Annotated in this window: 27 protein-coding genes; 14 read left to right on the forward strand and 13 right to left on the reverse strand. The window is 57.8% G+C overall.

The genetic code is table 11. The annotated features are described in order from the left end of the window. Nucleotides 1-47: 47 nt before the first annotated feature. From AC3Y7R_RS05855 to AC3Y7R_RS05865, 3 genes are read left to right on the forward strand one after another with little or no spacing between them, the layout of a single operon-like run. Nucleotides 48-1,412, forward strand: a complete 1,365-nt coding sequence (locus tag AC3Y7R_RS05855) for a DUF2927 domain-containing protein (RefSeq protein WP_490041086.1) — start codon at nt 48-50, stop codon at nt 1,410-1,412. Nucleotides 1,413-1,418: 6 nt separating this feature from the next. Continuing rightward, nucleotides 1,419-1,592 (forward strand): hypothetical protein, encoded by a 174-nt coding sequence (locus AC3Y7R_RS05860; RefSeq protein ID WP_490041087.1) that lies wholly within the window; start codon nt 1,419-1,421, stop codon nt 1,590-1,592. After that, nucleotides 1,592-2,782 (forward strand): vWA domain-containing protein, encoded by a 1,191-nt coding sequence (locus AC3Y7R_RS05865; protein WP_490041088.1) that lies wholly within the window; start codon nt 1,592-1,594, stop codon nt 2,780-2,782. The genes AC3Y7R_RS05860 and AC3Y7R_RS05865 overlap by 1 nt, the downstream gene beginning before the upstream one ends. On the opposite strand, the gene AC3Y7R_RS05870 is transcribed toward AC3Y7R_RS05865, so the two are convergent. After that, the gene (locus AC3Y7R_RS05870) at nt 2,779-3,843 is read right to left on the reverse strand and encodes a Hint domain-containing protein (protein ID WP_490041089.1); all 1,065 of its coding nucleotides are present in this window, start codon (nt 3,841-3,843) and stop codon (nt 2,779-2,781) included. The genes AC3Y7R_RS05865 and AC3Y7R_RS05870 overlap by 4 nt on opposite strands. Before the next feature lie 200 nt (nt 3,844-4,043). Beyond that, the gene (locus AC3Y7R_RS05875) at nt 4,044-4,340 is read right to left on the reverse strand and encodes a hypothetical protein (RefSeq protein ID WP_490041090.1); all 297 of its coding nucleotides are present in this window, start codon (nt 4,338-4,340) and stop codon (nt 4,044-4,046) included. A gap of 293 nt (nt 4,341-4,633) precedes the next feature. On the opposite strand from AC3Y7R_RS05875, the gene AC3Y7R_RS05880 reads away from it, so the two are divergent. Then, on the forward strand, nt 4,634-5,326 hold the full coding sequence (locus AC3Y7R_RS05880) for a M48 family metallopeptidase (protein ID WP_490041091.1): 693 nt from the start codon (nt 4,634-4,636) through the stop codon (nt 5,324-5,326). Nucleotides 5,327-5,415: 89 nt separating this feature from the next. Here the strand turns inward: AC3Y7R_RS05880 and AC3Y7R_RS05885 are convergent, their stop codons facing one another. The 4 genes from AC3Y7R_RS05885 to AC3Y7R_RS05900 all read right to left on the reverse strand — a co-directional run bounded on the left by AC3Y7R_RS05885 (nt 5,416) and on the right by AC3Y7R_RS05900 (nt 8,221). Further along, complete coding sequence (locus AC3Y7R_RS05885; RefSeq protein ID WP_490041092.1) at nt 5,416-5,964, reverse strand: RSP_2648 family PIN domain-containing protein; 549 nt, start codon at nt 5,962-5,964, stop codon at nt 5,416-5,418. Then, complete coding sequence (locus AC3Y7R_RS05890) at nt 5,964-7,175, reverse strand: RSP_2647 family RNA methyltransferase (RefSeq protein WP_490041093.1); 1,212 nt, start codon at nt 7,173-7,175, stop codon at nt 5,964-5,966. Before AC3Y7R_RS05890 ends, AC3Y7R_RS05885 begins: the two co-directional genes overlap by 1 nt. Nucleotides 7,176-7,223: 48 nt before the next feature. Further along, nucleotides 7,224-7,895 carry a DUF6778 family protein gene (locus tag AC3Y7R_RS05895; RefSeq protein WP_490041094.1) on the reverse strand — a complete coding sequence of 224 codons (672 nt, stop codon included), beginning with the start codon at nt 7,893-7,895 and terminating at the stop codon, nt 7,224-7,226. Between the two features lie 167 nt (nt 7,896-8,062). Then, nucleotides 8,063-8,221: an RSP_7527 family protein gene (locus AC3Y7R_RS05900; RefSeq protein ID WP_490041095.1), complete on the reverse strand. Its 159-nt coding sequence runs from the start codon at nt 8,219-8,221 to the stop codon at nt 8,063-8,065. 232 nt (nt 8,222-8,453) lie between these two features. Here AC3Y7R_RS05900 and AC3Y7R_RS05905 point away from each other — a divergent pair, with 232 nt between their 5' ends. The 3 genes from AC3Y7R_RS05905 (at nt 8,454) to AC3Y7R_RS05915 (ending at nt 10,570) form a co-directional block, all read left to right on the forward strand. Next, a complete protein-coding gene (locus AC3Y7R_RS05905) occupies nt 8,454-9,332 on the forward strand; it encodes an amidohydrolase family protein (protein WP_490041096.1) in 879 nt (292 codons plus the stop codon). Nucleotides 9,333-9,402: 70 nt separating this feature from the next. Then, nucleotides 9,403-9,693: an SCP2 sterol-binding domain-containing protein gene (locus AC3Y7R_RS05910; RefSeq protein WP_490041097.1), complete on the forward strand. Its 291-nt coding sequence runs from the start codon at nt 9,403-9,405 to the stop codon at nt 9,691-9,693. Nucleotides 9,694-9,784: 91 nt separating this feature from the next. Beyond that, nucleotides 9,785-10,570, forward strand: a complete 786-nt coding sequence (locus AC3Y7R_RS05915; RefSeq protein ID WP_490041098.1) for an AAA family ATPase — start codon at nt 9,785-9,787, stop codon at nt 10,568-10,570. A gap of 45 nt (nt 10,571-10,615) precedes the next feature. Here the strand turns inward: AC3Y7R_RS05915 and AC3Y7R_RS05920 are convergent, their stop codons facing one another. The 3 genes from AC3Y7R_RS05920 to AC3Y7R_RS05930 all read right to left on the reverse strand — a co-directional run bounded on the left by AC3Y7R_RS05920 (nt 10,616) and on the right by AC3Y7R_RS05930 (nt 14,187). Continuing rightward, nucleotides 10,616-11,392, reverse strand: coding sequence for a gamma-glutamyl-gamma-aminobutyrate hydrolase family protein (locus AC3Y7R_RS05920; protein WP_490041099.1), 777 nt, complete (start codon nt 11,390-11,392; stop codon nt 10,616-10,618). 129 nt (nt 11,393-11,521) lie between these two features. Beyond that, entirely contained in the window at nt 11,522-11,950 is a 429-nt protein-coding gene (locus AC3Y7R_RS05925; protein ID WP_490041100.1) for a GlcG/HbpS family heme-binding protein, read from the reverse strand. Between the two features lie 86 nt (nt 11,951-12,036). Next, nucleotides 12,037-14,187, reverse strand: a complete 2,151-nt coding sequence (locus AC3Y7R_RS05930; protein ID WP_490041101.1) for a malate synthase G — start codon at nt 14,185-14,187, stop codon at nt 12,037-12,039. A gap of 222 nt (nt 14,188-14,409) precedes the next feature. Here AC3Y7R_RS05930 and pepN point away from each other — a divergent pair, with 222 nt between their 5' ends. The 4 genes from pepN (at nt 14,410) to AC3Y7R_RS05950 (ending at nt 19,241) form a co-directional block, all read left to right on the forward strand. Continuing rightward, complete coding sequence (pepN, locus tag AC3Y7R_RS05935; protein WP_490041102.1) at nt 14,410-16,977, forward strand: aminopeptidase N; 2,568 nt, start codon at nt 14,410-14,412, stop codon at nt 16,975-16,977. A gap of 63 nt (nt 16,978-17,040) precedes the next feature. Further along, entirely contained in the window at nt 17,041-17,568 is a 528-nt protein-coding gene (locus AC3Y7R_RS05940) for a hypothetical protein (RefSeq protein ID WP_490041103.1), read from the forward strand. A gap of 27 nt (nt 17,569-17,595) precedes the next feature. After that, nucleotides 17,596-18,348, forward strand: coding sequence for an SDR family oxidoreductase (locus AC3Y7R_RS05945; RefSeq protein ID WP_490041104.1), 753 nt, complete (start codon nt 17,596-17,598; stop codon nt 18,346-18,348). 14 nt (nt 18,349-18,362) lie between these two features. Further along, nucleotides 18,363-19,241, forward strand: coding sequence for a DMT family transporter (locus AC3Y7R_RS05950; RefSeq protein ID WP_490041105.1), 879 nt, complete (start codon nt 18,363-18,365; stop codon nt 19,239-19,241). Here the strand turns inward: AC3Y7R_RS05950 and AC3Y7R_RS05955 are convergent. Together AC3Y7R_RS05955 and AC3Y7R_RS05960 are read right to left on the reverse strand one after the other, a co-directional pair. Then, complete coding sequence (locus AC3Y7R_RS05955) at nt 19,238-19,936, reverse strand: transglycosylase SLT domain-containing protein (RefSeq protein ID WP_490041106.1); 699 nt, start codon at nt 19,934-19,936, stop codon at nt 19,238-19,240. The two genes, AC3Y7R_RS05950 and AC3Y7R_RS05955, sit on opposite strands and share 4 nt — an antisense overlap. Before the next feature lie 250 nt (nt 19,937-20,186). Beyond that, nucleotides 20,187-20,516, reverse strand: a complete 330-nt coding sequence (locus AC3Y7R_RS05960; protein WP_490041107.1) for a winged helix-turn-helix transcriptional regulator — start codon at nt 20,514-20,516, stop codon at nt 20,187-20,189. Nucleotides 20,517-20,602: 86 nt separating this feature from the next. On the opposite strand from AC3Y7R_RS05960, the gene AC3Y7R_RS05965 reads away from it, so the two are divergent. Together AC3Y7R_RS05965 and gatB are read left to right on the forward strand one after the other, a co-directional pair. Beyond that, the gene (locus AC3Y7R_RS05965) at nt 20,603-21,346 is read left to right on the forward strand and encodes a DUF8737 domain-containing protein (RefSeq protein WP_490041108.1); all 744 of its coding nucleotides are present in this window, start codon (nt 20,603-20,605) and stop codon (nt 21,344-21,346) included. A gap of 86 nt (nt 21,347-21,432) precedes the next feature. Beyond that, a complete protein-coding gene (gene gatB, locus AC3Y7R_RS05970; RefSeq protein WP_490041109.1) occupies nt 21,433-22,947 on the forward strand; it encodes an Asp-tRNA(Asn)/Glu-tRNA(Gln) amidotransferase subunit GatB in 1,515 nt (504 codons plus the stop codon). A 133-nt stretch (nt 22,948-23,080) separates the two neighbouring features. Here the strand turns inward: gatB and AC3Y7R_RS05975 are convergent, their stop codons facing one another. Continuing rightward, on the reverse strand, nt 23,081-23,677 hold the full coding sequence (locus tag AC3Y7R_RS05975; protein ID WP_490041110.1) for a hypothetical protein: 597 nt from the start codon (nt 23,675-23,677) through the stop codon (nt 23,081-23,083). 404 nt (nt 23,678-24,081) lie between these two features. Here AC3Y7R_RS05975 and AC3Y7R_RS05980 point away from each other — a divergent pair, with 404 nt between their 5' ends. Then, nucleotides 24,082-24,501, forward strand: coding sequence for a DUF4177 domain-containing protein (locus AC3Y7R_RS05980; RefSeq protein ID WP_490041111.1), 420 nt, complete (start codon nt 24,082-24,084; stop codon nt 24,499-24,501). A 2-nt stretch (nt 24,502-24,503) separates the two neighbouring features. Here AC3Y7R_RS05980 and AC3Y7R_RS05985 read toward each other — a convergent pair whose 3' ends face one another. Further along, nucleotides 24,504-24,761 (reverse strand): BolA family protein, encoded by a 258-nt coding sequence (locus tag AC3Y7R_RS05985; protein WP_490041112.1) that lies wholly within the window; start codon nt 24,759-24,761, stop codon nt 24,504-24,506. Nucleotide 24,762: the final 1 nt, after the last annotated feature.

Below are 24,762 nucleotides of genomic sequence, written 5' to 3' on the forward strand. Positions count from 1 at the left end.
CGCGTAAATATAGCCCCAGATTGCAGAATCACAGGTATAACGCTGTGATGCGTCGCCTAGTTCTCCCGATTCTGTGCCTAATGGCAGCCTGCGTTCCAAGCACCGATACCGAGGTGCCCGGACGCAACGCCCGCATGGCTATTGATTTGCCGCCGATGAAGACTTTCGCGACACAACGTGGCGGCGGTGTAAACCGGCCAAACTCCCAGATATCGCAGGACTTTCTAGACCTGACTTTCAAGATGGAAAGCGGGCGCCCCTTGCCGTGGCTGACCAAATTCCAAGGCCCGATCAAAATTACAGTTCAAGGTCAAGCTCCCGCCTCTCTCGAGGGCGATTTATCCCGCCTTATCGGGCGGTTGCGCTCCGAGGCTGGCATCGATATTTCCCGCGCAAAGCGCGGTGAGACCGCCCAAATCACCGTTGAGGCGATCCCGCGCAAAACCCTGCAAAAAGCTGTCCCGCAGGCGGCTTGCTTTGTGGTGCCCAATGTTTCCGGCTGGTCCGAATTCAAGCGCAATCGCGGCAATGGCACCACCGATTGGACCCGCCTGTCGAACCGCAAAAAGGCCACCGTCATCATTCCCAATGACGTGTCCCCGCAAGAGGTCCGCGACTGCCTCCACGAGGAAATCGCACAGGCCCTTGGGCCGCTCAATGACCTGTACCGGCTGCCCGATAGCATCTTTAACGACGACAACTTCCACACTGTTTTGACCGGTTTCGACATGCTGATCTTGCGCGCCTACTACTCGGCAGAGCTGCGCAACGGCATGACCCGTGGGCAGACTGCCCGTGTTCTCCCCGGCCTGCTGAGCCGCCTGAATCCCCGTGGCAACCGCGCTTCAAATACCGGGGCAAACCGCACGCCAAAACAGTGGAATGACGCAATCACCGGCGCGTTGGCGCTGCGCACGTCCCAATCACAACGCACCCTGCAAGCGGCAAAGGCCGTCAAAATTGCGCAGGCACAAGGCTGGAAAGACAACCGCCTCGCCTTTTCGCTTTTCGTGCAGGGCCGCGTGTCGCTTGCCTCCAAGCCCGAAACCGCCATTTCCGCCTTTGTGCAGTCGGGCAACATCTACAAGCAACTCTACGGCCACTCGGTCCATTCCGCCCACGTCAACACCCAGATGGCGGCCTTTGCCCTGTCGTCGGGCCAGCTTGATGTCGCGATCCGCCTGACCAACGAGAGTATTCCCGCCGCACGCAACTCCTCCAACGCCGCCCTTTTGGCCACGTTAATGATGATTAAAGCCGAAGCCCTGCAAGCCGCTGGCCGCAAGGAAGAAGCGCGCCGCGTCAGGCTCGACAGTCTGGGCTGGGGCCGCTATGGCTTTGGCTCAGAACGCAATGTGCGGGCGCGGCTTAATGAGATCAAAGCATTGGCCCCCCGCCGGGTACGGAGCTAAGAAAACATGGCCCCAGTCATCGGGTTGGTCCTCGGCGCACTTATCGGTGCATTGGTCGCAAAACGCAGGGGCGGAAACCGCCTCGACATGGCACAATATGCTGGTGGATTTGCGATACTCTTTGCAATAGCCGGGCTGTTTGTCGCCATCTTCTTGTTCCGCTCTGCTATCGCCGCCTAATGTTCCTGCCCTTCTTCGACACTCTGCGCGCGGCCAAAATCCCCGTCAGTTTGCGCGAATATCTGGCCTTCCTTGAGGGCATGCAAGCGGGCCTTGCCACCTATGACATCGACGGGTTCTACTACCTAGCGCGCACAATCATGGTGAAGGACGAGCGTCACCTAGACCGATTTGACCGCGCTTTTGCTCACTGTTTTCAAGGTCTTGAGCAGATCACCCCCGAGGATGTTATCGAAGCCATGGACCTCCCCGAGGACTGGCTTCGCAAAATGGCCGAGAAGCATCTCAGCGCCGAGGAGAAAGCCGAGATCGAATCCTTGGGCGGCTTTGACAAGCTGATGGAGACGCTGAAAAAACGTCTTGAGGAACAAAAAGGCCGTCATCAAGGTGGCAATAAATGGGTCGGCACCGCTGGCACCTCGCCTTTTGGGGCTTACGGCTACAACCCCGAGGGCATCCGCATCGGCCAGCAGGAATCACGCCACCAACGCGCGGTCAAAGTCTGGGACAAGCGCGAGTTTCGCAACTTGGACGACACCATCGAGTTGGGCACGCGCAACATCAAAGTCGCGCTCAAACGTCTGCGCAAATGGGCCCGAGATGGCGCCGCCGAGGAGTTGGACCTGAACGAGACCATCCGCGCCACCGCCGAGAACGGCTACCTCGACGTCAAAACCCGCCCCGAGCGGCGCAACGCCGTTAAGGTTTTGCTATTTCTCGACGTTGGTGGCTCCATGGACCCGCATATTCGCGTCGTCGAAGAGCTGTTCAGCGCCGCGCGCACCGAGTTCAAACATCTGGAGCATTTCTACTTTCACAATTGCCTCTACGAGGGCGTTTGGAAGGATAATTCGCGCCGCTGGAACGACCAAACCCCGACCCAGGAAATCCTGCGCACCTACGGGTCGGACTACAAATGCATCTTCGTCGGCGACGCCTCCATGTCCCCCTACGAGATCGCCTACCCGGGTGGCGCGAACGAGCATATGAACCCCGAATCCGGTCAGGTCTGGCTGGAACGCGCCCGCGATCAATGGCCCTCACACCTGTGGATCAACCCGCTGGAGCAACGCTATTGGCGCTACACGCAATCCACCGCGATGATCCAGGAAATCTTTGGCAAAGACCGCATGGTGCCAATGACCTTGCAGGGCATCGAGGCCGGAATGAGAACCCTCACACGCGGCTAGGCTGCAATTTTCAGCAAACGCGCCGCAGGGCCTTTGACGCAAATCCGGGCGGCGCGCAGCTCGTCATCCTCTTGCCCGCAGCCGGGAAACAGGCTCTCCAATTCCGCGCGCACCGAAGCCTCCAACCCCGATACCGCCATCGCTCCGGGCAGGAAACTCTCGGTTGCGATCCCGTCCGACATCACCACCTCGTGGCGCGCAAATGCGATGTGTAGATAGCAAACCCCTTCGCTGCGCATCTGCTGGCGGATCGAGGTTCCATTCACCAAAAAAGCCGCTGGCACCAACGCCTCTTCCGCGCCGAAATAAAGCTGCGTTTGCGCGCAGGACATCAAAATCCGGTGCTGCGGCGAAACCTGCATATCACGGGCCGGCATCCCCGGCGCGAAAGCATTCGCCGCAACATGCACCGGGCGCAGACGCGGCTGCAACCACAGGTCCTGCCCGCTCAGATCAGTACGCCCGACCCAATGCACCGGCTGCGCACCATGATCCACAGTCTGCACCAGATCACCCGGCTTCAACTCCTCGACCAAACGTGGTCCCGACGGCGTATCAATCAAAGTGCCGGGGGTAAAACAAGGCGGCGTCGCATAGCCGGAATAGGGCGTGCTGCTCCCGGCGGGCCCCTCGCTCGTTGCAATCACAACCAGCGGCACACCCTGCGGCGGGAAGCCCCCAACACCGCCCACAAATGCCACCCCCTCGACCGTGCCATAGGACGCACCGCCCCCGGCCTCATTGATGTTAAACCCAATCAGCGTATAGGTATTTCCGTCAGGATCTTGCACCGTCAGGGTATATTCTGCCTCGACTCGCAGGCCGCTGGCATGGCTCACACCATCATAGGTCTGCGCGCCATCAAGCACTTGCCCGCCCTCTGAATCGTTGAAATTCGCGTCATCATCGCTGACTTGAACGGACTGCCAATCATTGCTGTTCAGCGTGATCGTCTGGCTCATCAAATGTGAGCCGTCCCCTTGCGTGATACCCGACAGCGAGGCCCCGCCCGAAATCGAAATCTCGGATGCCTCCAAGGTAAAAACAGTATAACTCGCCATAACTCACTACTCCGAACAAGGGCCTCCTACGCGGACCACGGAACCCACGCAAGGTACGACAGGGCCTTCACCAAATTTAGGCAAAATTGTTCTCATTCATGGGCAATTTATGGCCCTTTAAATGCCACCCAACGCAAAAGCCCCCCCGTTTCCGGAGGGGCGATTACAGTCTTGGGAGACATTTTTTCTTAGAGGATATGTTACTTTACGTGACGTTCAGCAGCAGATTCGTTGCCCAGCGCGAAGAAGGATAACAAGTCACTCGCGCCTTTGGTTGCTTGACCGGCAGTCACGGCAACTTTGCTTTCAGCAGCACTGTCATTGGCGGATGCTCCGGCCAGTTGTGCGGCGAAAACATCGCCAACAGAGGTGTTAGAGACAACACGCTCGGCGGCGCTGTCATTGCCCAGAGCGAAGTATGCCTGCACGTCGGATACATCAGCAAATGCTGGGGCTGCGACAGTCAGGGCGATGGCGGCTGCGATGATAGTTTTCATTGTATGTACTCTCTTTTTTCTATGTGGTGGGCGCTCGGCCCGTTGTTTGTGTCGGCGTGTTGTGCCGTTCGATGGACCTAATATGGGGCATACACATTCGCGCTTCAACGCCCATAAATAGCAAAAATATGATACTTATGTGCATTTATGCACATACTTACCTACTGCCCCGCGCAAGCCGTAACGCCCGCGTGAAAACCCGCTCACAGCCCGTGAGGCGGCTGAAACATCCCCCGAATCCACCCAGCCAGACCGGGCTTGCCACACCGCCTCACACCCCCCATATCTAGGGTATGCTCAAACTGACCCCGATCCTCCTCGCCATCCTCTACGCGCTGGTGAGCTATAAATTCTCTGCTTGGAACACCGCCAAAGCGCTTGATCGGCAATCATCACGCCTGAGCGATCCCGCGCTGAACCTGCTCACCCTCGACATGGCCACAGCGCTGGACCTCCCGAAAATCAAAGTACACATCTACGAGATAGAGCCGATCAACGGCCTCGCCGCACCTGACGGGCGCATCTTCATCACCCGTGGCTTTTTCAACAAGTATAAAGACGGCACCGTCACCGCGACCGAGATGGCCTCGGTCATCGCCCACGAATTAGGCCATGTCGCCTTGGGCCACTCGCGCCGCCGCATGATCGACTTCTCCGGCCAAAACGCCATCCGCGTAGCTTTGGCCACCGTGCTGGGACGCATCATCCCCGGCGTCGGCATCTGGATCGCCAATATGCTCACCACGATGCTGGCCGCGCGCATCTCGCGCAGCGACGAGTACGAGGCCGACGCCTACGCCTCCGCCCTGCTCACCAAATCCGGCATCGGCACAGGCGCGCAAAAATCACTGTTCCATAAACTCGACACCATGACCGGCAACCTCGGGGCCAGTACACCCGCCTGGCTGCTCAGCCGCCCGAAAACCCAAGACCGCATCGCCGCCATTGAGGCAAACGAGGCCAAATGGGGCACCACCTCCGCCTAAAACCTCTTTGAGTTTCTTTTTGCCGAAAATACTCTGGGGGTCTGGGGGCTAGCCCCCAGCCAATCGTCGCGCAACGCGCGGCGAAACCTTCACACAGCCACGCTCACAGCCTTACCCAACCGTGGCAACCGTGCCCGCTTCATCAGGTTGCGCAACACCAACGCCTCACCCGACATCTCGCAAGCCACTTGGTGCACAGCACGCACAACCGGCTCAACAGCGTCAGGGGCCTCCAGCCATAAACCCACCAAAAACTCATCCGGGCTTTGCCGCCGCACCCCTTCAAACGCTAAGGTCTGGCGCGGAAAATCCTTGGCGTTCATCGTCACGATCACCTCGGCCGACCCCGCAATCGCCGCCGCCAAAACGTGAATGTCATTCTCATCAGGCAAATGCAGCCGCGCCATGTCGCCCGCCCTCGGCTCAACCGCCGCCTTGGGAAACTTCGCCTTCAACACCGCCACGTCGCCACGCGCCAACGCATGCGCCTCGGACCCCAGCTTCAGCGTTGCCCGCGCCCATTCCTCTAAAATGCGCTCAGACCACAAAGGTTGATACAACCCCGCCGCCGCGCAGCCCACCAATACTTCTCGTAGTACCGTGGGGTAGATCACGCAGGCATCAAGCAGCGCACGCATCAGTCAAGCCGCAGAAATATCGCCTTCAAATAACCGCTCTCGGCCAGTGCCGGATGCATCGGATGATCCGCCCCCGCCGTGCCCGAATGGATAATCTGCGCTTGGCGCCCTGCCCGTCCCACGCCACGCAATGACGCTTGACGGAACTTGGTCAAATCAGCGGCATGAGAGCATGAGCACAACACCAAATAACCGCCCGGCTTCACCAGTTTTGCCGCCATAGATCCCACGCGAGAATAGGCTGTCAGCCCGTTTGATAGCGCCTGCTTATTGGGCGCGAATGCTGGCGGATCGGCCACCACCACGTCAAATAATGCACCCTCGGAATGCAACGCTTCCATCACTTTGAACGCCTCGCCTTTGCGGGTCTCAAACTTGTCGGCCACGCCAGAAGCTTGCGCCCCCTCCTCGGCCAATGCCAAGGCTGGCTCCGAGCTATCTACGGCCAAGCCCGATTTTGCCCCCGCCGCCAAAGCCGCCAAAGAGAACCCGCCGACATGGCTAAACACATCCAGCACCGAGGCGCCTTCGCACAGCTTGGCCATCCATGCATGATTGTCGCGTTGATCAAAGAACAGCCCGGTTTTCTGGCCACCTTGCACATCCGCCATATAAGTCGCGCCATTCATCGGCACTTCGATCAGCCCTTCATGGCCGCCAATCAGGGTCGAGGACACATCATCCAGCCCCTCCAACCCGCGCGCCCGCCCGGCTGCATTTTTCAACACAGTCGTGGCACCAGTTACTTGCACCAAAGCAGCCGCCAAAGCCTCGCTGGCTTGATCGGCCCATGATGCATTGGGCTGCATCACCAATACGTCGCCAAAGCGGTCAACGATCACACCCGGAAGCCCATCGGCCTCGGCATGGATCAAGCGGTAAAACGGCGCATCATAAAGATGCTCGCGCAGTGCCAGCGCACGGGTAACCCGCGCAACCAGCCAGTCTTGATCCAAGACAGCCGCCGGATCGCGATCCATCACGCGGCAAATAATCTTTGAATTATGGTTAATAGTCACCACGGCCATTGGCTCGCGGTCGCTATCCTCTAGTACCGCCAGCGATCCCGGCTCAAGGCGGCGGGTTCGACGGTCGGTGACCAACTCGTCGGCATAGACCCAAGGCGCGCCACCACGGATGGTTTGCGCGTTAACCTTAGGCTTCAGGCGGATTACAGGATAGGGCGATGCGGAAAAAGGGGACATTGTCATGCCCCCTCCCTTAATTGGTATTTATGCCGGGCGAAAGCCCATCTGTTGCTAGTTCACAGCGCCAGTATCAACATCTTGACCGACAATGGCCGCAGAGCGTGTCACAACTTTAAACGCCTGCCCGCCATTGAAACCACGACGCATAATCCCCGCCAAATGGCTTTGGATGCGCACCTTTTGGGTCAAGCCCTTGCGCTCGGCGGCAAAGGCTTGATCACCACCATAGGCTTTCAGATCAACTTCCATATCAATCGGGCCATGCAGCGCCACACCCGTCGCAGCGTCAACCACAGTCAGGGTGAAAATCATGTTATGAACCCCACCGACCGAGTAGCGTGCTTTCTCTGTCAAAGCGTGGAAGCGCTTCATTTCAATATCAAAATAGACCGGACGCTCGCCCTTCAAATGGCTCAACCCGGCGGTCAAGCCATCATCCATGATCTTGGCCACTTGCATGCGGCGATCCCCGAACGGATCCTCACGCCAAACAATATCGGCCACTGGGTAATAGCGGTTCGCCTCGGAAACCCGCAGCTCACCCGACACCCGAACCCGCACATCGGCAAGGCTCCAGCCCGCGCTCTGAGCCGTAAGATCGACACCCACAATCGGGGTCGCCTCAGTTGCGTTGCGTGTCGTAGAGACATTCGGCGCAGTGCTCGCGCAGGCGCTCAGACCAGCAGCAAATGCAAGGGCGGCAACAAATTTAATCAGTTTCATCTCATCAACCTTTCTGGCGTCATGGATTCGACGCATCATGCTTAAAGATTGGTTAATGGATGACGGTAGAATTGGGCTAAAATAAGAAAATCCCGGTCCGCTTTAAAGGCAGAGCCGGGATTTTGGTAAGACATCGCAGGCCCTAGACGGGCCCTATAGCGATAAGTTTAGGCCGTTTTTGCGCTTGCAAAAGACACGGCGGACAACTTAGCCGAAACCCATGCACGGGCATTGGAAACCATCTGCGCGGTGTATTCAGCACGCAGTTTACGCGCTTCGCGCTCAATAGCTTCGACGTCGATGGTGACAGAGTTCACATTGGTCATTTCAAAGATCCTTTTGATCAGTTTGCTTGAACAACAGATAGGTCAGCTTTGCTGCCGCGACACCTGCCAAAAGGTGAAATGCCGCCATGCAAATTGCGCATGGCACCGCGTTAACCCTCTGCCAGACAAGCATTCTGCCCGTTCCACTGGACCTCTGCCCAAAAATATCCGACCCTCCACCATGAACCGTACGACCTTGCACACCCAGCCAACGCAGCACAAAGGACGCCCCATGATACCGACCAGCGACGCCCCGCGCATAGCCTCTGCCCCCCGCCTCCAAGCCCCCAAAGGGGCCGTGGACACGCATATCCACATGCTTGCCGCCGCCTCCGAATTCCCCCTCTCGCCCACCCGCGCCGAAAATCCCGCCGCCGGGGTGGATATGGACGGCTTCATCTCCCGCTACCGCACCCAGATGCAAACCTTGGGCATTTCGCGCACCGTGATCGTGCATTCCATCGTCTTCGGTGCAGATAACTCCGTCACCCTAGAGGCCATTCGCCGCCTTGGGCGCACCAACACCCGTGGCATTGGGCTGGTCTCGGATGGGGCCGCCGAGGCCGAGCTGGACACCCTCGCCGAGGCTGGCGTTAAAGGCATCCGCCTGAACTACATCCACGGCGGCATATTAAGCTGGGAAGGCGCCAAGGCCCTCGCTCCGGCCTTGGCCGCGCGCGATATGCACCTGCAAATTCTGGTTAATGCAGGCGAGCATATCCCCCAAATCGCCGATGACATTCGCGCCGTCCCCTGCCCCGTTGTGGTTGACCATATGGGCTGGCCGGACCTGTCCAAAGGCGTCACCGACCCCGGGTTTCAGCAACTCTGCGCCTTGCTGGTCGAGGGCCACGCCTACGCCAAACTCTCCGGCCCCTACCGCGTGAGCGAGCCGCCTTTTGACGCTGCGACCCCCTTCGCCGCCGCCCTTGCTGCCGCCAATCCGGAGCGGTGCCTCTGGGGCAGCGATTGGCCCTATATCATGCTCGCCGATGCAACCATGCCCGAGGCCGGTCAATTGCTGGACAGGTTCCACGATGCGGTCACTGGCACCGCCGACCGCCAGCGCATCCTGACCGATAATCCAGTGGCACTTTACGGGTTCGAGTGACGCCACGTTTGGATTGCACGCGGGCTGGTTTCGGCCAAACTTACGCGCACGTCACCCAACGGAGAGCCCCATGCCCACACCCCTAGACGCGATCACCGCCCTGCTCGATGAGAAAGCCAAAGGCGCGATCAAAGGCACCGCCAAACTGGTGATCAAGGACATGGGCTCCGTCGTGTTGTCCAGCGATGGCGCGGTGCAATCCGACGCCGAGGCCGACGTCACGCTCTCGGCCACCGAGGCCACCTTCCGCGCCATCCTCGACGGCTCTCAAAACCCGATCATGGCAGTGATGGGCGGTAAGCTAAAAGTAGACGGCAACCAAATGCGCGCCTTAAAAGTCAGCGAGATTTTGACCGCGTAAACGGTCCCGATCACCCCCCATATTTGGCATTCCGCCGCCACTGCTTCATAACCCTCCTTAGCGATACTCAAGAATGGAGAAGCGGAGCGGAATGGCACGACGAAAAACCGGAACAAAGCTGCCCTCTCCGTTCTTACAACGCCTCCGCCTTTTGGAGGACCGCATGGCGGAAAAAACAGGATACCCCTATGATTTACCGTGGCTCCAGAGCGAAGACTTTGAAATCTGCTTCACCACACCTGTTACAATTATTGTTGGTGAAAACGGCACTGGGAAATCCACTTTAATCGAGGCAATCGCCGCACTTAGCGGCTATGATGAAGCCGGGGGTGGGAAAGGGTATCGCCCAGTAGATCACTCGTCCGCCATAGATAAAAGTGGCGCAGGTCTCGAAGATGTCATACGGGCCTCATGGCTTCCAAAAGTCACCAATGGTTGGTTTTTCAAGGCAGAATCATTCTTCTCCGTCGCGCGATACCTTGATCAGACGGCCCTTGAATTCGGAGGGATTGCTCCGGATTTTCTGTCATGGAGCCACGGGGAAGGGTTTGTGCGTTTCTTTGAAGAGCGTATGTCACAGCAGGGCATCTATTTCATGGACGAGCCAGAAAGTGCTCTATCACCCAAACGCCAACTTGAGCTTTTGCGAATTTTAAACCGGATACATGAGCGCGCCAATTCTCAGGTTATCATGGCAACCCATTCGCCAATTTTAATGGCCCTGCCAAGCGCCCGCATTTTGGAGATCACAAAGCATGGGATCCATGAAACCCAGTTTCGCGACACCCAGCACTTCAAACTCTACAAATCGTTCACAGAGGACCCGGAAGGCTTCATCTCTGAGGCGATGCAAGACACCGAGCAAAGCCAGTTTTGAAGACCACCATGGGCGCCACAACCTGAACGGCAACGCCGCCCCCGCTCAAGCCAGCTTCAACCGTTGCGGACGTGCGCCCTCAGACCATGTTTTCGCCGCGGCCCCGAACCCCTCAAACAAAGGGCGCGAGACCGGATCTTGCGCCGCGCGATACTCAGGATGCCATTGCACCGACAGACAAAACCCCGGCGCATCTTTGATATAGATCGCCTCGGGCGTGCCATCGGGCGCTAGCCCGTCAATCACCACCCGCTCGCCCGGCTCTTTGATCCCTTGGCCGTGCAGCGTGTTGGTCATCACCTCGCACGCGCCCATCAGGCGGTGAAACGGGCCGCCTTCGGTAAACGTGACCGCATGGCGCAGCTCGAACTTTTCTTCCAGCGTCCCATCAGGTGGCATGCGGTGATTGCTACGCCCCGGCAAATCGCGAATTTCAGGATAAAGCGAGCCACCCATAGCCACATTCACCTCTTGAAAGCCGCGACACACACCCAAAACAGGCTGGCCCCGCTCCACACAGGCGCGGATCAGCGGCAACACAACCGCATCGCGTGCGCGATCAAACGCACCATGCGCCTCGGTCTCCGCCTCGCCATATTCTTCAGGGTGCACATTGGGGCGACCACCGGTGAATAAAAACCCGTCGCACAGCTCCAGTAAATCCGCCACATCGACCAATTCAGGGTCCGCAGGCACAATAAACGGCACGGCACCAGACACTTCCGCCACCGCCTCGCAATTCATCCGTCCTGCCGCATGGGCTGGATATTGATCGTTAATAAGATACGTATTGCCAATAATGCCAACAATTGGGCGTGCCATATCAATTCTGCTCCGTTAACCCTTTTGCCACCTCTAACGCATGTCACCACATCGGTCGAGGCTCAGGCGCGCACAGCCACCCTGCGCGCCCAATACATAAAGACTAACGGCAAAACCCTAAGACCAGATTTAAATCTCGCCAGCCAATCCACCAGCTTCAATCCCGGCCAGCGCCGCAATCGCATCATTGTCAGAGCTATCGCCCGTCACACCCACAGCCCCGATCACCGCGCCGCGCTTGTCACGCACCAAAACGCCACCCGGGACCGGCACCACAGCACCACCAAACACCCCGTTCACCGCGTTCATAAAATAGGCCTGTTGCTCGGCCCGCGCCATCTGCGCCACCCCAGCCATGCCCAACATCACCGCCCCATAAGCCTTGCCACGCGCAATATCAAAACGCCCCGGGCTGGCCCCATCTTCGCGCTCGAACGCCTGCACATGACCGCCCGCATCCAACACCACAACCGATAACGGCTTCATCTCCAACTCATGCCCCTTGGCAATCGCTTTGCGCACAATCGTGCGCGCTTTATTCAGTGAAATTCCAGCCATGCTCTCATCTCCATCATTGTTCCAAAAATATCCTAGGGGTGCGGGGGCTAGCCCCCGCGGATCGGCGCATCAAAGATGCGGCGACACTAACTTGCTTTCAATTCCAAGCGCCGTGCATGCAACACCGGCTCGGTATAACCCGAGGGCTGAACCCGCCCCTTAAAGACCAGATCACAGGCCGCTTGGAACGCAATCCCATCAAAGCCCGGCGCCATCGCCACATAGCTCGCATCGCCCGCGTTTTGACGATCCACAACACCTGCCATCTTCTGCATCGCATCCATCACAGCCGCCTCAGACACCACACCATGATGCAGCCAATTGGCCAAAGCCTGCGATGAAATCCGGCATGTCGCACGATCCTCCATCAAGCCCACATCATTGATATCGGGCACCTTGGAGCACCCAACGCCCGCATCGATCCAACGCACCACATATCCCAATATGCCTTGCGCATTGTTCTCGATCTCGCGCGCAATCTCCTCATCAGACCAGTTTTGGCCATGCGCCACCGGGATGGTCAACAAATCTGCCAATGTGCCACGCGCGCCACCTGCCCTCAAACCGTCTTGCACGCCAAACACGTCCACCTTGTGGTAATGCGTGGCGTGCAATGTCGCGGCTGTTGGCGAGGGCACCCACGCACAGTTGGCACCTGATTTGGGATGCCCGATCTTGGCCTCTAACATCTGCTCCATCAAATCCGGCATCGCCCACATGCCCTTGCCGATCTGCGCGCGTCCTTGCAACCCGCAAGCCAACCCAATATCAACATTACGGTCCTCATAGGAAATGATCCAAGGCGTTGTTTTCATATCGCCTTTCTTCAGAAACGGACCAGACTCCATTGAGGTATGTATCTCGTCGCCAGTGCGATCCAGGAAACCGGTGTTGATGAAGGCCACCCGCGACCTCGCGGCACGAATGCACTCTTTAAGGTTCGCCGATGTGCGGCGTTCCTCATCCATAATCCCAAGCTTCACCGTATTGGCAGCCAATCCAAGAACCGTCTCTACCTCAGTGAAAATCTCATCCGCAAACGCCACTTCCACAGGCCCGTGCATCTTAGGCTTCACCACATAAACCGAGCCGCAAACCGAGTTGCCACCCTCGCGTGCCAGATCATGCATCGCAATCAACGTGGTGCACATCGCGTCCAACAAGCCTTCACCGATCTCGCCGCCATCACGATCTAGAACCGCTGGATTGGTCATCAGATGCCCAACATTGCGCACCAACATCAGCGCGCGACCTTTCAGCGCCAACGCGCCGCCAGCAGGCGTTATAAACTCAACATCATCTGCCAGAACACGCTCGAAACTCTTACCGCCCTTGGACACTGACTGGCTCAAATCACCCCTCATCAGGCCCAGCCAATTGCGATAGGCCACGACCTTATCTTCGCCATCCACGGCCGCCACGGAATCCTCGCAATCCATAATAGTCGACAGCGCGCTTTCCAAAACCACATCCGCAATGCCCGCCGGATCAGTCGCGCCAATTTGGTGGGCGCGGTCAACCACCACGCGAATATGCAACCCGTTTTTGACGAATAAAACCTCGCCAAAGCCATCCTTATAGCCCGCAAACTGCGCCGCGTCAGTCAGCGCAACCTTGCCGCCAGCGGTAAGCACAACCAGCGCCGTGCCGTCCAGATCAAAGCCCGTCACGTCGCCCCATTGGGCGCCAGACAATGGCACGGCGTCATCCAAATGCGCCTTGGCAAAGGCCACAACCCGTGCACCGCGCGCCGCATCAAACCCACCACTGCGCGGCAAATCACCCATCGCATCGGTGCCATAAAGCGCATCATACAAGCTGCCCCACCGCGCGTTGGCCGCGTTCAGTGCAAAGCGCGCATTGGTAATTGGCACCACCAGTTGCGGACCTGCGATCGTTGCAATTTCAGGGTCCACATTCGCAGTCTCGATGGCAAAATCATCGCCCTCAGGCAGTAAATATCCGATCTCACGCAAGAAGGCGGTATAGGCCTCTTGGTCATGTGCAGCACCTCGATGCGCAATATGCCAGTCATCAATTTGGGTTTGCATCGCCTCGCGCACCGCCAAAAGTTCGCGGTTTTTTGGACCAAGATCATGCGCAAGATGCGACAACCCCGCCCAAAAAATTTCGGGGCTGACGCCCGTGCCTGGCAACGCCTCGGCCTCAATGAATTTCGCCAGTTCGGCATCCACTTGAAGGCCATTCTTCTCAATACGATTGGTTTGGGTGGTCATCACATTCTCCCTTGGCGTGAGGCAAGGCGCAACGGCACCAGCCATCTGTTAGTGCTTATCTAGAAACAAAGTTTCCGATAGGCAACAAGCTTGGTCCAAAAATATTACCAATTTTTATTGTAAGCACTTTCAAATGAGCCGCCATAAGCAGTTGCACAGCCCTTGGCCCAGCCCTACCCTCTGCATCTGCACATGTCTTCGCCTATGATTAAGGACCCCCCCATGACGGATGCCACCACAACACTCGATCCGCGCACGATCTTCCTCAAAGATTACACGCCCCCGTCCCATTTGATCGACAGTGTGGAGCTACATTTCACCCTGCATCCAACGGCCACGCGTGTGCGCTCGCGCATTGCATTTCGACCCAATCCTGACGCCACTGATCGCACATTTTATCTGCATGGCGAGAAGCTAAAGCTAATCAGCGCAGCCATTAATGGGCAAGCCATCAGCCCCAAAATCACCGATCTGGGCCTGAGCGCGCAGGTGCCTGACGCGCCGTTCATTTTCGAGGCCGAGGTCGAGATCAGCCCCTCCACGAACACAGCGCTTGAGGGGCTTTATATGTCGTCCGCGATGTATTGCACCCAATGCGAGGCCGAGGGGTTTCGCAAAATCACCTACTTCCCCGACCGCCCCGATGTGATGGCCGTGTTCACCGTCACGATTGAGGGCGAGGAGAAGATCAAGCTGTCGAACGGTAATGAATTGGGCACCAATGAGCATGGGCACGTCAAGTGGCACGATCCATGGCCCAAGCCCGCCTATCTGTTTGCCTTGGTGGCGGGTGATTTGGTTAACCACCCCGACACCTTCACCACCATGTCCGGCAAACAAGTCGAGCTGAATATTTGGGTCCGCCCCGGCGATTTGCCCAAATGCGCCTTTGGCATGGATGCGTTGAAACGTAGCATGGCGTGGGACGAAAAAACCTATGGCCGCGAGTACGATCTGGACCTGTTTAACATCGTAGCCGTGGATGATTTCAACATGGGTGCAATGGAAAATAAAGGGCTGAATATCTTTAACTCTTCCGCCGTTTTAGCGTCCCCCGAGACCTCCACAGATGCCAATTTTGAGCGCATCGAGGCGATCATTGCGCATGAGTATTTTCACAACTGGACTGGCAACCGCATCACCTGCCGCGACTGGTTTCAGCTGTGCCTGAAAGAGGGTCTGACGGTCTATCGCGACAGCCAGTTTACCTCCGACGAGCGCTCCCCCGCAGTGAAGCGCATCGAGGACGTTATTGCCCTGCGCGCGCGCCAATTTCGTGAAGACAATGGCCCATTGGCACATCCCGTTCGCCCTGAGAGTTTTGTCGAGATCAACAATTTCTACACCGCCACGGTGTACGAGAAAGGCGCCGAGATCATCGGCATGCTCAAGACCCTGATCGGCGACGAGGCCTATTACAAGGGCTGCGATTTGTACTTCAACCGCCATGACGGGCAAGCCTGCACCATCGAGGATTGGCTGGCATGTTTTGAAGAGATTACAGGCCGCGATCTGGCGCAGTTCAGCCTGTGGTATTCCCAAGCAGGCACGCCGCGCGTCACGGTTAAAGACACATGGAAAGACGGCACTTACACGCTGACTTTCACCCAAATGACGCCACCCACGCCGGGCCAAGAAGTCAAAGACCCCAAAGTGATCCCCATCGCTGTTGGGCTGCTGAATGACGCAGGCGAAGAAGTCCAGCCAAGCCGTATTTGTGAAGTCACCGATGCGGTCCACGCCTTCCGCTTCACGGGCCTTAGCGCAAAACCCGTGCCCTCAATCAACCGCGGCTTTTCCGCGCCAATCATCTTGCAACACCAACAAAATAACGCCACTCGCGCATTTTTACTGGCCCATGACACCGATGCATTCAACAAATGGGAAGCAGGCCGCGCGTTGGCCAAGGACGTGATGATCTGCATGGTGACGGAAGATGCAACGCCCGATCAGGCCTATCTTGATGCGCTGATCGAAGTGGCGCGCGACACCACATTAGACCCCGCCTTCAAGGCGCTGGTCTTCTCGCAACCCTCGGGCGACGACATCGCGCAGACATTGTTTGACGCGGGCGCAACACCGGACCCGACCAAGATTTATCTGACCGCACAAACCCTGAGCCAATCCATCGCGCAGGCCATGCAAGACCAGTTGCCGCGCATCTATGCGGAGTGCCAAGTTGATGGCCCGTTCTCGCCGGATGCAGCATCGGCGGGCAAGCGGTCTTGGGGCAATGTAGCGCTGGCGCTGCTGAGCCGTCTTGATGGCGGCGCGCAGGCACGCACGCAATTTGAGGCTGCCGATAACATGACCCAACAGTTGGCCGCCCTTGGCTGCTTGTTGCGTGCGGAAATAGGCAAAGACGCATCGGCCGCGTTCTACGAGCAGTGGAAAGGTGACCGCTTAGTGCTGGATAAATGGTTCGCCATGCAGGTCGGTTATGCCAAGCTGGACGCCGCCCCTGCTGTGGCCAAATCCCTGACCGAGCACCCTGATTTCACCCTGACCAATCCCAACCGCTTCCGTGCGGTATTTGGCGCGTTGGCAGGCAACACGGCAGGCTTTCACGAGGCGGGAGGTTCAGGCTACGCCTTGCTCGCGGATTGGTTAATAAAGCTGGACGCAATGAACCCGCAAACCGCATCACGCATGTCCACCAGTTTCGAGACGTGGAAACGCTATGACGCCGACCGCCAAGCGATGATGCGCGAGGCGCTGAGCCGGATCAAAGCCTCGCCAAATCTAAGCGGCGACCTGCTGGAAATGGTCACACGCATTTTAGAAGCCTAGCGGACATAAATTAGCCAGACTCCTGACTATAAGAACCCTTAACTAGTTAACGAGATAGATCAAATGCCAGTTATTCTTGCCATTCTGGGTGCCATTGGCGGCGCCATTTACTACTACATTCGCACGCGTGGCCCGATCGATTCAGGCCGTGATTTGATTGAGGCGGCAAATGATGTGCGCCTTGCTGCGCGCCGGTTCGGGTTCAAGCGCAACGCCAATCGCCACCCGGCCGAGGATGTCGAGGACCCGAAAGTTGCCATTGCCACCCTCGCCGTGGCCTTTATAGAGCTGGACAAGCTGCCCTCTCAAGATCAGCAAATCGCACTTCTAAAGGGCCTCCAGAACAGCACGCATGTTACCCTAAACGATGCCGAAGAACTGGCCGTTCTGGGCCGTTGGCTGATGGGTCAATGCGGCGGGGCGGAGCAGACGATCTCTCGCCTGTCGCGCAAGCTGTACAAACTCGGCGGGCCGGAACAAGTCGCCCCCTTGATGGAAGTGCTCGGCGTTATTGGGGCCACCGGCGACGGGCGGCTATCGGACCGACAACGCGACGCAATCGACGACATCAAGCTTGCATTCAAGCTCTAGCATCACACGATAAAACCGGAGGCCATAATGGCGCGCAAAAAATCTATTCTCATCACGGGCGCAAGTTCTGGCATCGGGGCCGCGACCGCTGTTTTGGCCTCCAAATACGGCTATGATATCGGCATCCACTACCACTCAGACGTGAAGGGCGCGCAACTGGTCGCGCAGATGTGCGAGCAAGAGGGCGCGATCACTCACCTGTTTCAAGGCGACGTGGCGAACCCCGAAGATGTCGAGCGCATTTTCGAACAATTCGACGCCGCCTTCCCGCAATTGGACGCCTTGGTGAACAACGCGGGCATCGTGGACAAGCCACAACGCGTCGATGAAATGTCCTACGAGCGCCTGCGCCGGATGGTCGATGTGAACCTGATCGGCGCGATCATGGTGGCGCAACAAGGTGTGCTGCGCATGTCGAAAGCCTATGGCGGCGACGGCGGGGTGATCGTCAATCTCGGCTCTGCCGCCGCCCGGCTTGGAGCGGCGGGACAATATGTCGATTATGCCGCGACCAAGGCCGGAATTGATATTTTCACCAAGGGCCTCTCGGACGAAGTTGCGGGCGACGGCGTTCGCGTTGTGGCGATCCGCCCCGGCCTGATCGAGACTGCGATCCACGCCAAAGGCGGGCTGCCTGACCGGTGTGATGATCTGGCCCATTTGGTCCCGATGCAACGCCCCGGCGAGGCCGAGGAATGCGCCCATACGATCTTGTTTTTACTCGGAGAAGGTGCGAGCTACATCACTGGCACTTCCGTTGATGTATCGGGTGGCCGTTAACAGCCGGACCTCATATGCCCAACACTGCGACCCGTAGCGCGAACCTGACTGGCAGCATTCTGATGGTCGCTGCCATGGCCATTTTTGCCGTTGAAGACACCTTTATTAAGGCCGCCTCTGCGGTGCTGCCTGTTGGTCAAACCATGGTGATTTTCGGGCTGGGCGGGGCCGTGATTTTTGCCACCCTCGCCTTGATCAACAAAGAGCGGTTATTCACCGCCGATGTGGTCTCGCGCCCGATGCGCATCCGCGTGTGTTTCGAGATCGTCGGGCGGCTGTTCTATGTGCTTGCCCTTGCCCTGACGCCGCTTTCCGCCGCCACAGTGATCTTGCAGGCCACCCCTTTGGTGGTCGTGGCGGGGGCAGCAATAGTCTTTGGCGAGAAGGTCGGATGGCGCAGGTGGCTGGCAATACTTATCGGCCTGATCGGCGTGCTGGTTATTGTCCAACCCGGCGCGGAGAGCTTTTCCAGCCTGTCCATTTTGGCCGTGATTGGTATGCTTGGCTTTGCCGGCCGTGACCTTGCCAGCCGCGCCGCGCCTGCGGCACTTTCCACTGCGATTTTAGGGCTTTACGGCTTTCTGGCCTTGGCTTTTTCCGGCGCTATGTATGCGCTGTGGCAGGGGGCGCCGTTCTTGCGCCCGGACCTCACAACCAGCCTCTATTTAGCGGGCGCAATCATGTCGGGCGTTGCAGCCTATGCCTGCCTGATGAAGGCCATGCGCACCGGCGAGGTCTCGGCGGTGACACCGTTTCGCTATACCCGATTACTCTTTGGCATCGGCTTAGGCGTCTTGTTGTTTGGTGAGACACTTAGCCCGCCGATGATTGCCGGATCAGGCCTGATTGTGCTGTCCGGCCTGTTCATCATGTGGCGCGGCAAGACGCGTTAATCCGCAAGCACTTTAGGCTGCTCCATTGGCTGCGATTGAGCCACCTCCTGGCCTTTCGACACCGCCGCGGCAAGGCCCTCGGGGCGCGGCAGGGGCTTGGTATCAATGCGCCGTTTACAGTAGGTTTGCGCGCGCAACCATCCCGCCATCTCGCGGCGCTTTTTGGCTTTGGTCATCGGGCCCCAATCGGCGCCAACCCCGCCCAGCTTGCCGTTGGCTTTGCGCGCCACGGCATTATCGCGCGGCACTGTGTGGGCCATGATGCGCACCGCGCAACTTAGGTTGGCCGAGCCATCCTTGAGCGCCGCGCCCGTCCCCACCCGGCATTTATAACCCCGCGCGGTGGCCGGCAGGATTTGAGTTAACCCAAACCACAAACCGCCTCCCCCCACCGCGCGAGGCTTCCACGTGCTTTCATGTTTGGCGAGGGCGCTTAAGAACCCGTTCCAAAACGCAGCACGCTTGTCCGTATCATTCGTTGCATATGCCGGACACCAGTCATCCATGTCGCGCGGCACCATCTCCAGCAATGGCCGCCCATGCCCTTTAAGCGCCTCCAGCGTCGTGCGGGTCCACAAGCGGCCCTCGGGGCGAAAATCCCATCGCGCTGCCGGGATGTGGTCGTGCCTTGGATTTGGGCGCATAGTTTTGCGGCTCACACCACCCGAGCTTGCAACTTCCGTTACACCTTCCAAGAGTTTCACCTTAGGCGGTTCACTCTGCGCAAAGGCAGGGCCAACTGCGAAAACAGCGGCAAATATGAAAGCGTGACAGCGCATGGCGACAAGGCAAAGCAGAGAAACCCTGCCCTGACAACAATTTATTTAAAAATGGCGCGGCATCGTTTCCAATTGAGCAACAAACTGACCGCACGCACCCCATTCCCACCTAAAACTAAATGAATTCGCCCAAATAACACCGTCAAAGCAGCGGGTGCGGTCGCATCTATTTTGCTTTCAAATCAGGGGTATGAGCCGCCCCCCAGTCATACAACGCATCCATCACCGGGGCCAGAGCCTGCCCTTTCGGGGTCAGCTTGTACTGCGCCCGCGGCGGGTGCTGGGTATAGATATGGCGATCAATGACGCCCGCCTGCTCCAGCCGTTTGAGCCTGTCGGACAGGGTGTTGGGCGACAATTTCAACTGCCCTTGCAAGTCCGAGAACCGGCGCGTTCCTTCCAAAAAGAACTCACGGATCAGTAACACGGACCACTGGTCCTTCAGCACATTTGTTGCCCGTTGGATCGGGCAATTATCACGGTCAATTTTCTTCATAGGCATCAGCGTACAGATTGGCGTTGCTTTTGTGAAGTAACTACTCTTTATATAGTGACTATGTAATTTGAATTAGGATTCTCCCCATGTCTGTGTTTGACCTCTTCCTCGAAGCTTACGTGCGCTTCTTCACCTCGTTCCTGCCTGCCATCGCCTTGGGCGCGGTCGGCTTTGCTGCCGCCACCGCGCGCCTGCCACTCCCCCAAACGATCAAAGCCGTTGGCGTCACCGCGGTGTTTATCGGGCTTTGGCAAACCCTTGCCACTTGGGCCACCATCGAGGGCTATGTCATGCCTCCGCCCACCATAGCCGAGCCGCCTTACGTGTTAGTCTTGATGCTTGGCGGCGCGCTTGGCCTATGGGCGTTGGCCCGCTTTACCAAAACCGGTCGCCAGCTCACCGACGACCTTGATCAACGCCTGCTGATGGCCTACCAAATCCCGCGCATCATGGGCGGGGTGTTTCTGGTCGGCTGGATCGCAGGCGCGATACCTTGGGAGTTCGCCCTGCCCGCGGGCCTGGGCGACATCTGGGCGGGCATCGCGGGTTGGCAAGCCTTGCGTGCGTTAGAGCGTGGCAGCCCCGACGCGCGGCGCTTGGTCATGCGCGCCAATGTGATCGGGCTTGTTGACTTCATTATCGCCGTGCTCACAGGCGTGATCACCTCTGCCGGGTTCATCCACATCTTGTCACTGGACGCGCCAAACATCATTAACGCTTGGCCCCTGGGTCTGTTCCCCAGCTTCTTTGTCGGCACCTTTATCACCGTACATCTGTTGTCACTGGGTGCATTGCGCCGCTCGGACCCCGCCACCGCGCGCCTCGCGTAAACAAAGCGGGCGGGCATCGGTTTTGCGACCTTGCCCGCCCGTCTAAATTTCACTAGAACGCGGACGACATATCTGGAGTTCTGCGCATGCTTGATTTGACCTACGAGACCCCGAAACCCAAAGTGATCGCCGGTGCCAAGCAAGATTGGGAACTGGTTATTGGCCTTGAGGTCCACGCGCAGGTCGCGACAAAGTCCAAGCTGTTTTCCGGGGCCTCGACCAAATTCGGCGCCGAGCCAAATTCCAACGTGGCCTTTGTGGACGCGGGCATGCCCGGCATGTTGCCCGTGATCAACGAGGCCTGCATCGCACAGGCCGTGCGCACGGGGCTGGGCTTGAAGGCCGAGATTAACTTGTATTCGGCCTTTGATCGCAAGAACTACTTCTACCCTGATTTGCCGCAGGGTTATCAAATTTCGCAGCTCTACCACCCGATTGTTGGGATCGGAGAAGTGCTGGTCGAGATGGGCAATGGCATCGCGCGCAATGTGCGTATCGAGCGCATTCACCTCGAGCAAGACGCAGGTAAATCCATCCACGATATGGACCCAACAATGTCATTTGTGGACCTGAACCGCACGGGTGTCGCCTTGATGGAGATCGTCTCCATGCCCGATATTCGTGGCCCCGAGGAGGCAGCCGCCTTTGTGTCCAAGCTGCGCCAAATCATGCGCTATTTGGGGACCTGCGATGGCAATATGCAAAACGGCAATATGCGTGCCGATGTGAATGTGTCGATTTGCACGCCGGGCCAATATGAGAAGTACCGCGAAAGTGGCGATTTCTCGCATTTGGGAACCCGTTGCGAGATCAAGAACATGAACTCGTTGCGCTTCATCCAGCAAGCCATTGAGGTCGAAGCGCGTCGCCAAATCGTAATTGTTGAAGGTGGTGGCAAGGTCGCCCAAGAGACCCGTCTATATGACCCTGACAAGGGCGAAACACGCTCCATGCGCTCCAAAGAAGAGGCGCATGACTACCGCTATTTCCCCGATCCTGACCTGTTGCCATTAGAGATTGAGCAGTCATGGGTCGATGATATCGCCGCCTCCCTGCCCGAGCTGCCCGACGCCAAACGCGCGCGGTTTATGGAAGAATTCAAGCTGTCGGAATATGATGCCTCGGTGCTGACTGCTGATACGGCGGATGCTGCCTATTTCGAGGAGGTCGCCAATGGGCGCGACGGCAAAATCGCCGCGAACTGGGTGATCAACGAGCTGTTTGGTCGTCTTAAGAAAGACGACGACAAAGCCATCGCGGACAGCCCCGTCTCGCCCGCGCAATTGGGTGGGATTATCGATTTGATCGCATCCGACGCCATCTCGGGAAAAATCGCCAAAGACCTGTTCGAGATCGTCTATAGCGAGGGCGGCGACCCCGCCAAGATCGTTGACGCACGCGGCATGAAGCAGGTCACAGACCTAGGCCCGATCGAGGCCGCACTGGACGAGATCATCGCCGCCAACCCCGCGCAGGTGGAGAAAGCCAAACAGAACCCCAAACTGGCAGGCTGGTTTGTGGGCCAAGTGATGAAGGCCACGGGCGGCAAGGCCAACCCCAAGGCGGTGAACCAATTGGTGGCGAAAAAACTGGCGGGCTAGTGGCTTTAGGGGGCTAAATTCACTGCTACCATTTCCTTTGCTTTGCCTGAAGCTGTCCTCAGCAGTAGGGGCTTCGCGCTCATCAAGCGGCGACATTTCCTGCTGGTGCTCGGGGTTCTGGAATTTCCGAAACCTAGTGACTTGAAGGCGGGGAAAAAGGGTAAGCCTGACTTTTTGTAGGCCCAATGCGCGCGCGATCTGAATGCAGAACACCAGGTTTGCAAGCCTCATCAGGCTCCATCCAATACTGCAACCCTCCGGCAAAACCGGGAGAGGTGAAGAATGTCACATTTCGGACTTTTCCCAAGCGGTCATAAAATACGAGCAGACGGTCGATGTCGAATTCATTTTGCGAAACAGACCAATACCCATTCGGCTGGCCAGTGTGTTTCCAGCCCAGCATCAAAAGCCCCTCACGCTGGACAATGGGCCGCAGTGACCCGCCATTTGCCAATATTTCCCGACACAGGCTGGTTGCTTTTGACAGCGTGATAGAAGAGGCCCCTTTGGTTCGGGAACGGCTGTTTTTTATAGAAATATAGCTTTCCCACGCAATCCCGTTTGATGATGCCCCAGACACCGAAGCCGGCTGTTTTTGATCAAGTGTTGGAGGGCCGGATGATGGCGCTTTACATGCTGAAATAGCAGTTACTACGACCAACATTAGCAATGGTGTACGAGGTCCCATAATACGGATTTCCCTAAGCGAGTTTCTAAAAGCTAAACCCAAAATGATGCGGTTGTTAATCGCATTAGTAGCGCAGCAAGAAGCCCTCTAACAAGGGGTTTGCCTATGTAGAGGGTCTTGAACACACCTGCGCCCGCCAGCGGCTTGGGGGCCGTGTCGGGGGAAGGTGTCTCGTTTCTAGGGATAGGGATGGTGGCGCCACCAAGGGTAGACGGCACGGGCTATGCGGATCCCCCAGCGGTTTTAACGCCAGCGGCTTGAGTTTCGCGAAACCGCAAGCAACCCTGCACGAGCTGCCGCATGTTCCATGTGTCTTGATCGTTGGTACCGGGGTCAGGGTTTAGCGGCGATGTATGAGCAAATGGCAAAGCCTGCGTACGCTACGTCTGGACAGCGGGACCATGGGCGCGGTAAACGGGGGCCTCGGGTGACAGGGGATGATTGCCATGACGACATTTGAATACAAAGTGGTGGCTTCGCCACGCAAGTCCAAGGCACCGCGCAAAGTCAAAGGGCCTGAGGCCAAGTTTGCCGCAACACTGGGCGATGTGATAAACGAGATGGCGGCGGAAGGCTGGGAATACCAGCGCGCCGAGACCCTGCCCAGCGACGAGCGCCAAGGGCTAACAGGCAAGACCGTGAAATACCATTCTGTATTGGTGTTTCGCCGCGCTGTTGAAGCTGCGGTTGAGGATCAGCCGGTGGCAGATATTGAACAGACCCCTGCCCCAGCCTACAGCGAGCCGCAGCGCGACGAGCCGGTTTTGACGCGCCCCGAGGTTGAGGCAGAGGCTGAAGGCCCCGCCTCCGAGGGGTTCATGGACGACAGTCCTATGGCGTCCTCTTCGCGTGAGACGACTGAGTAGATTTACGCGGAAATATCCAGAGCCAATGCATGGATTCGGCCAATCAGGTCGGGCCCGATTGCTGCATGGACCGCGCGGTGGCGTTGCAGACGCGACATATCGGCGAAAACTTGCGCACGGATCTCGACGTTGAAATGGCTCTCGCCACCCTCCTGAAAACCAGCGTGGCCTCGGTGGCTCTCGCTATCATCGACCACTTCCAGATGGCTTGGCGTAAAAGCTGCGCTCAAGTTTTCAACAATCTGCTGTTTTATACTCATA

The sequence above is a fragment of the Litoreibacter sp. genome (assembly GCF_058136045.1).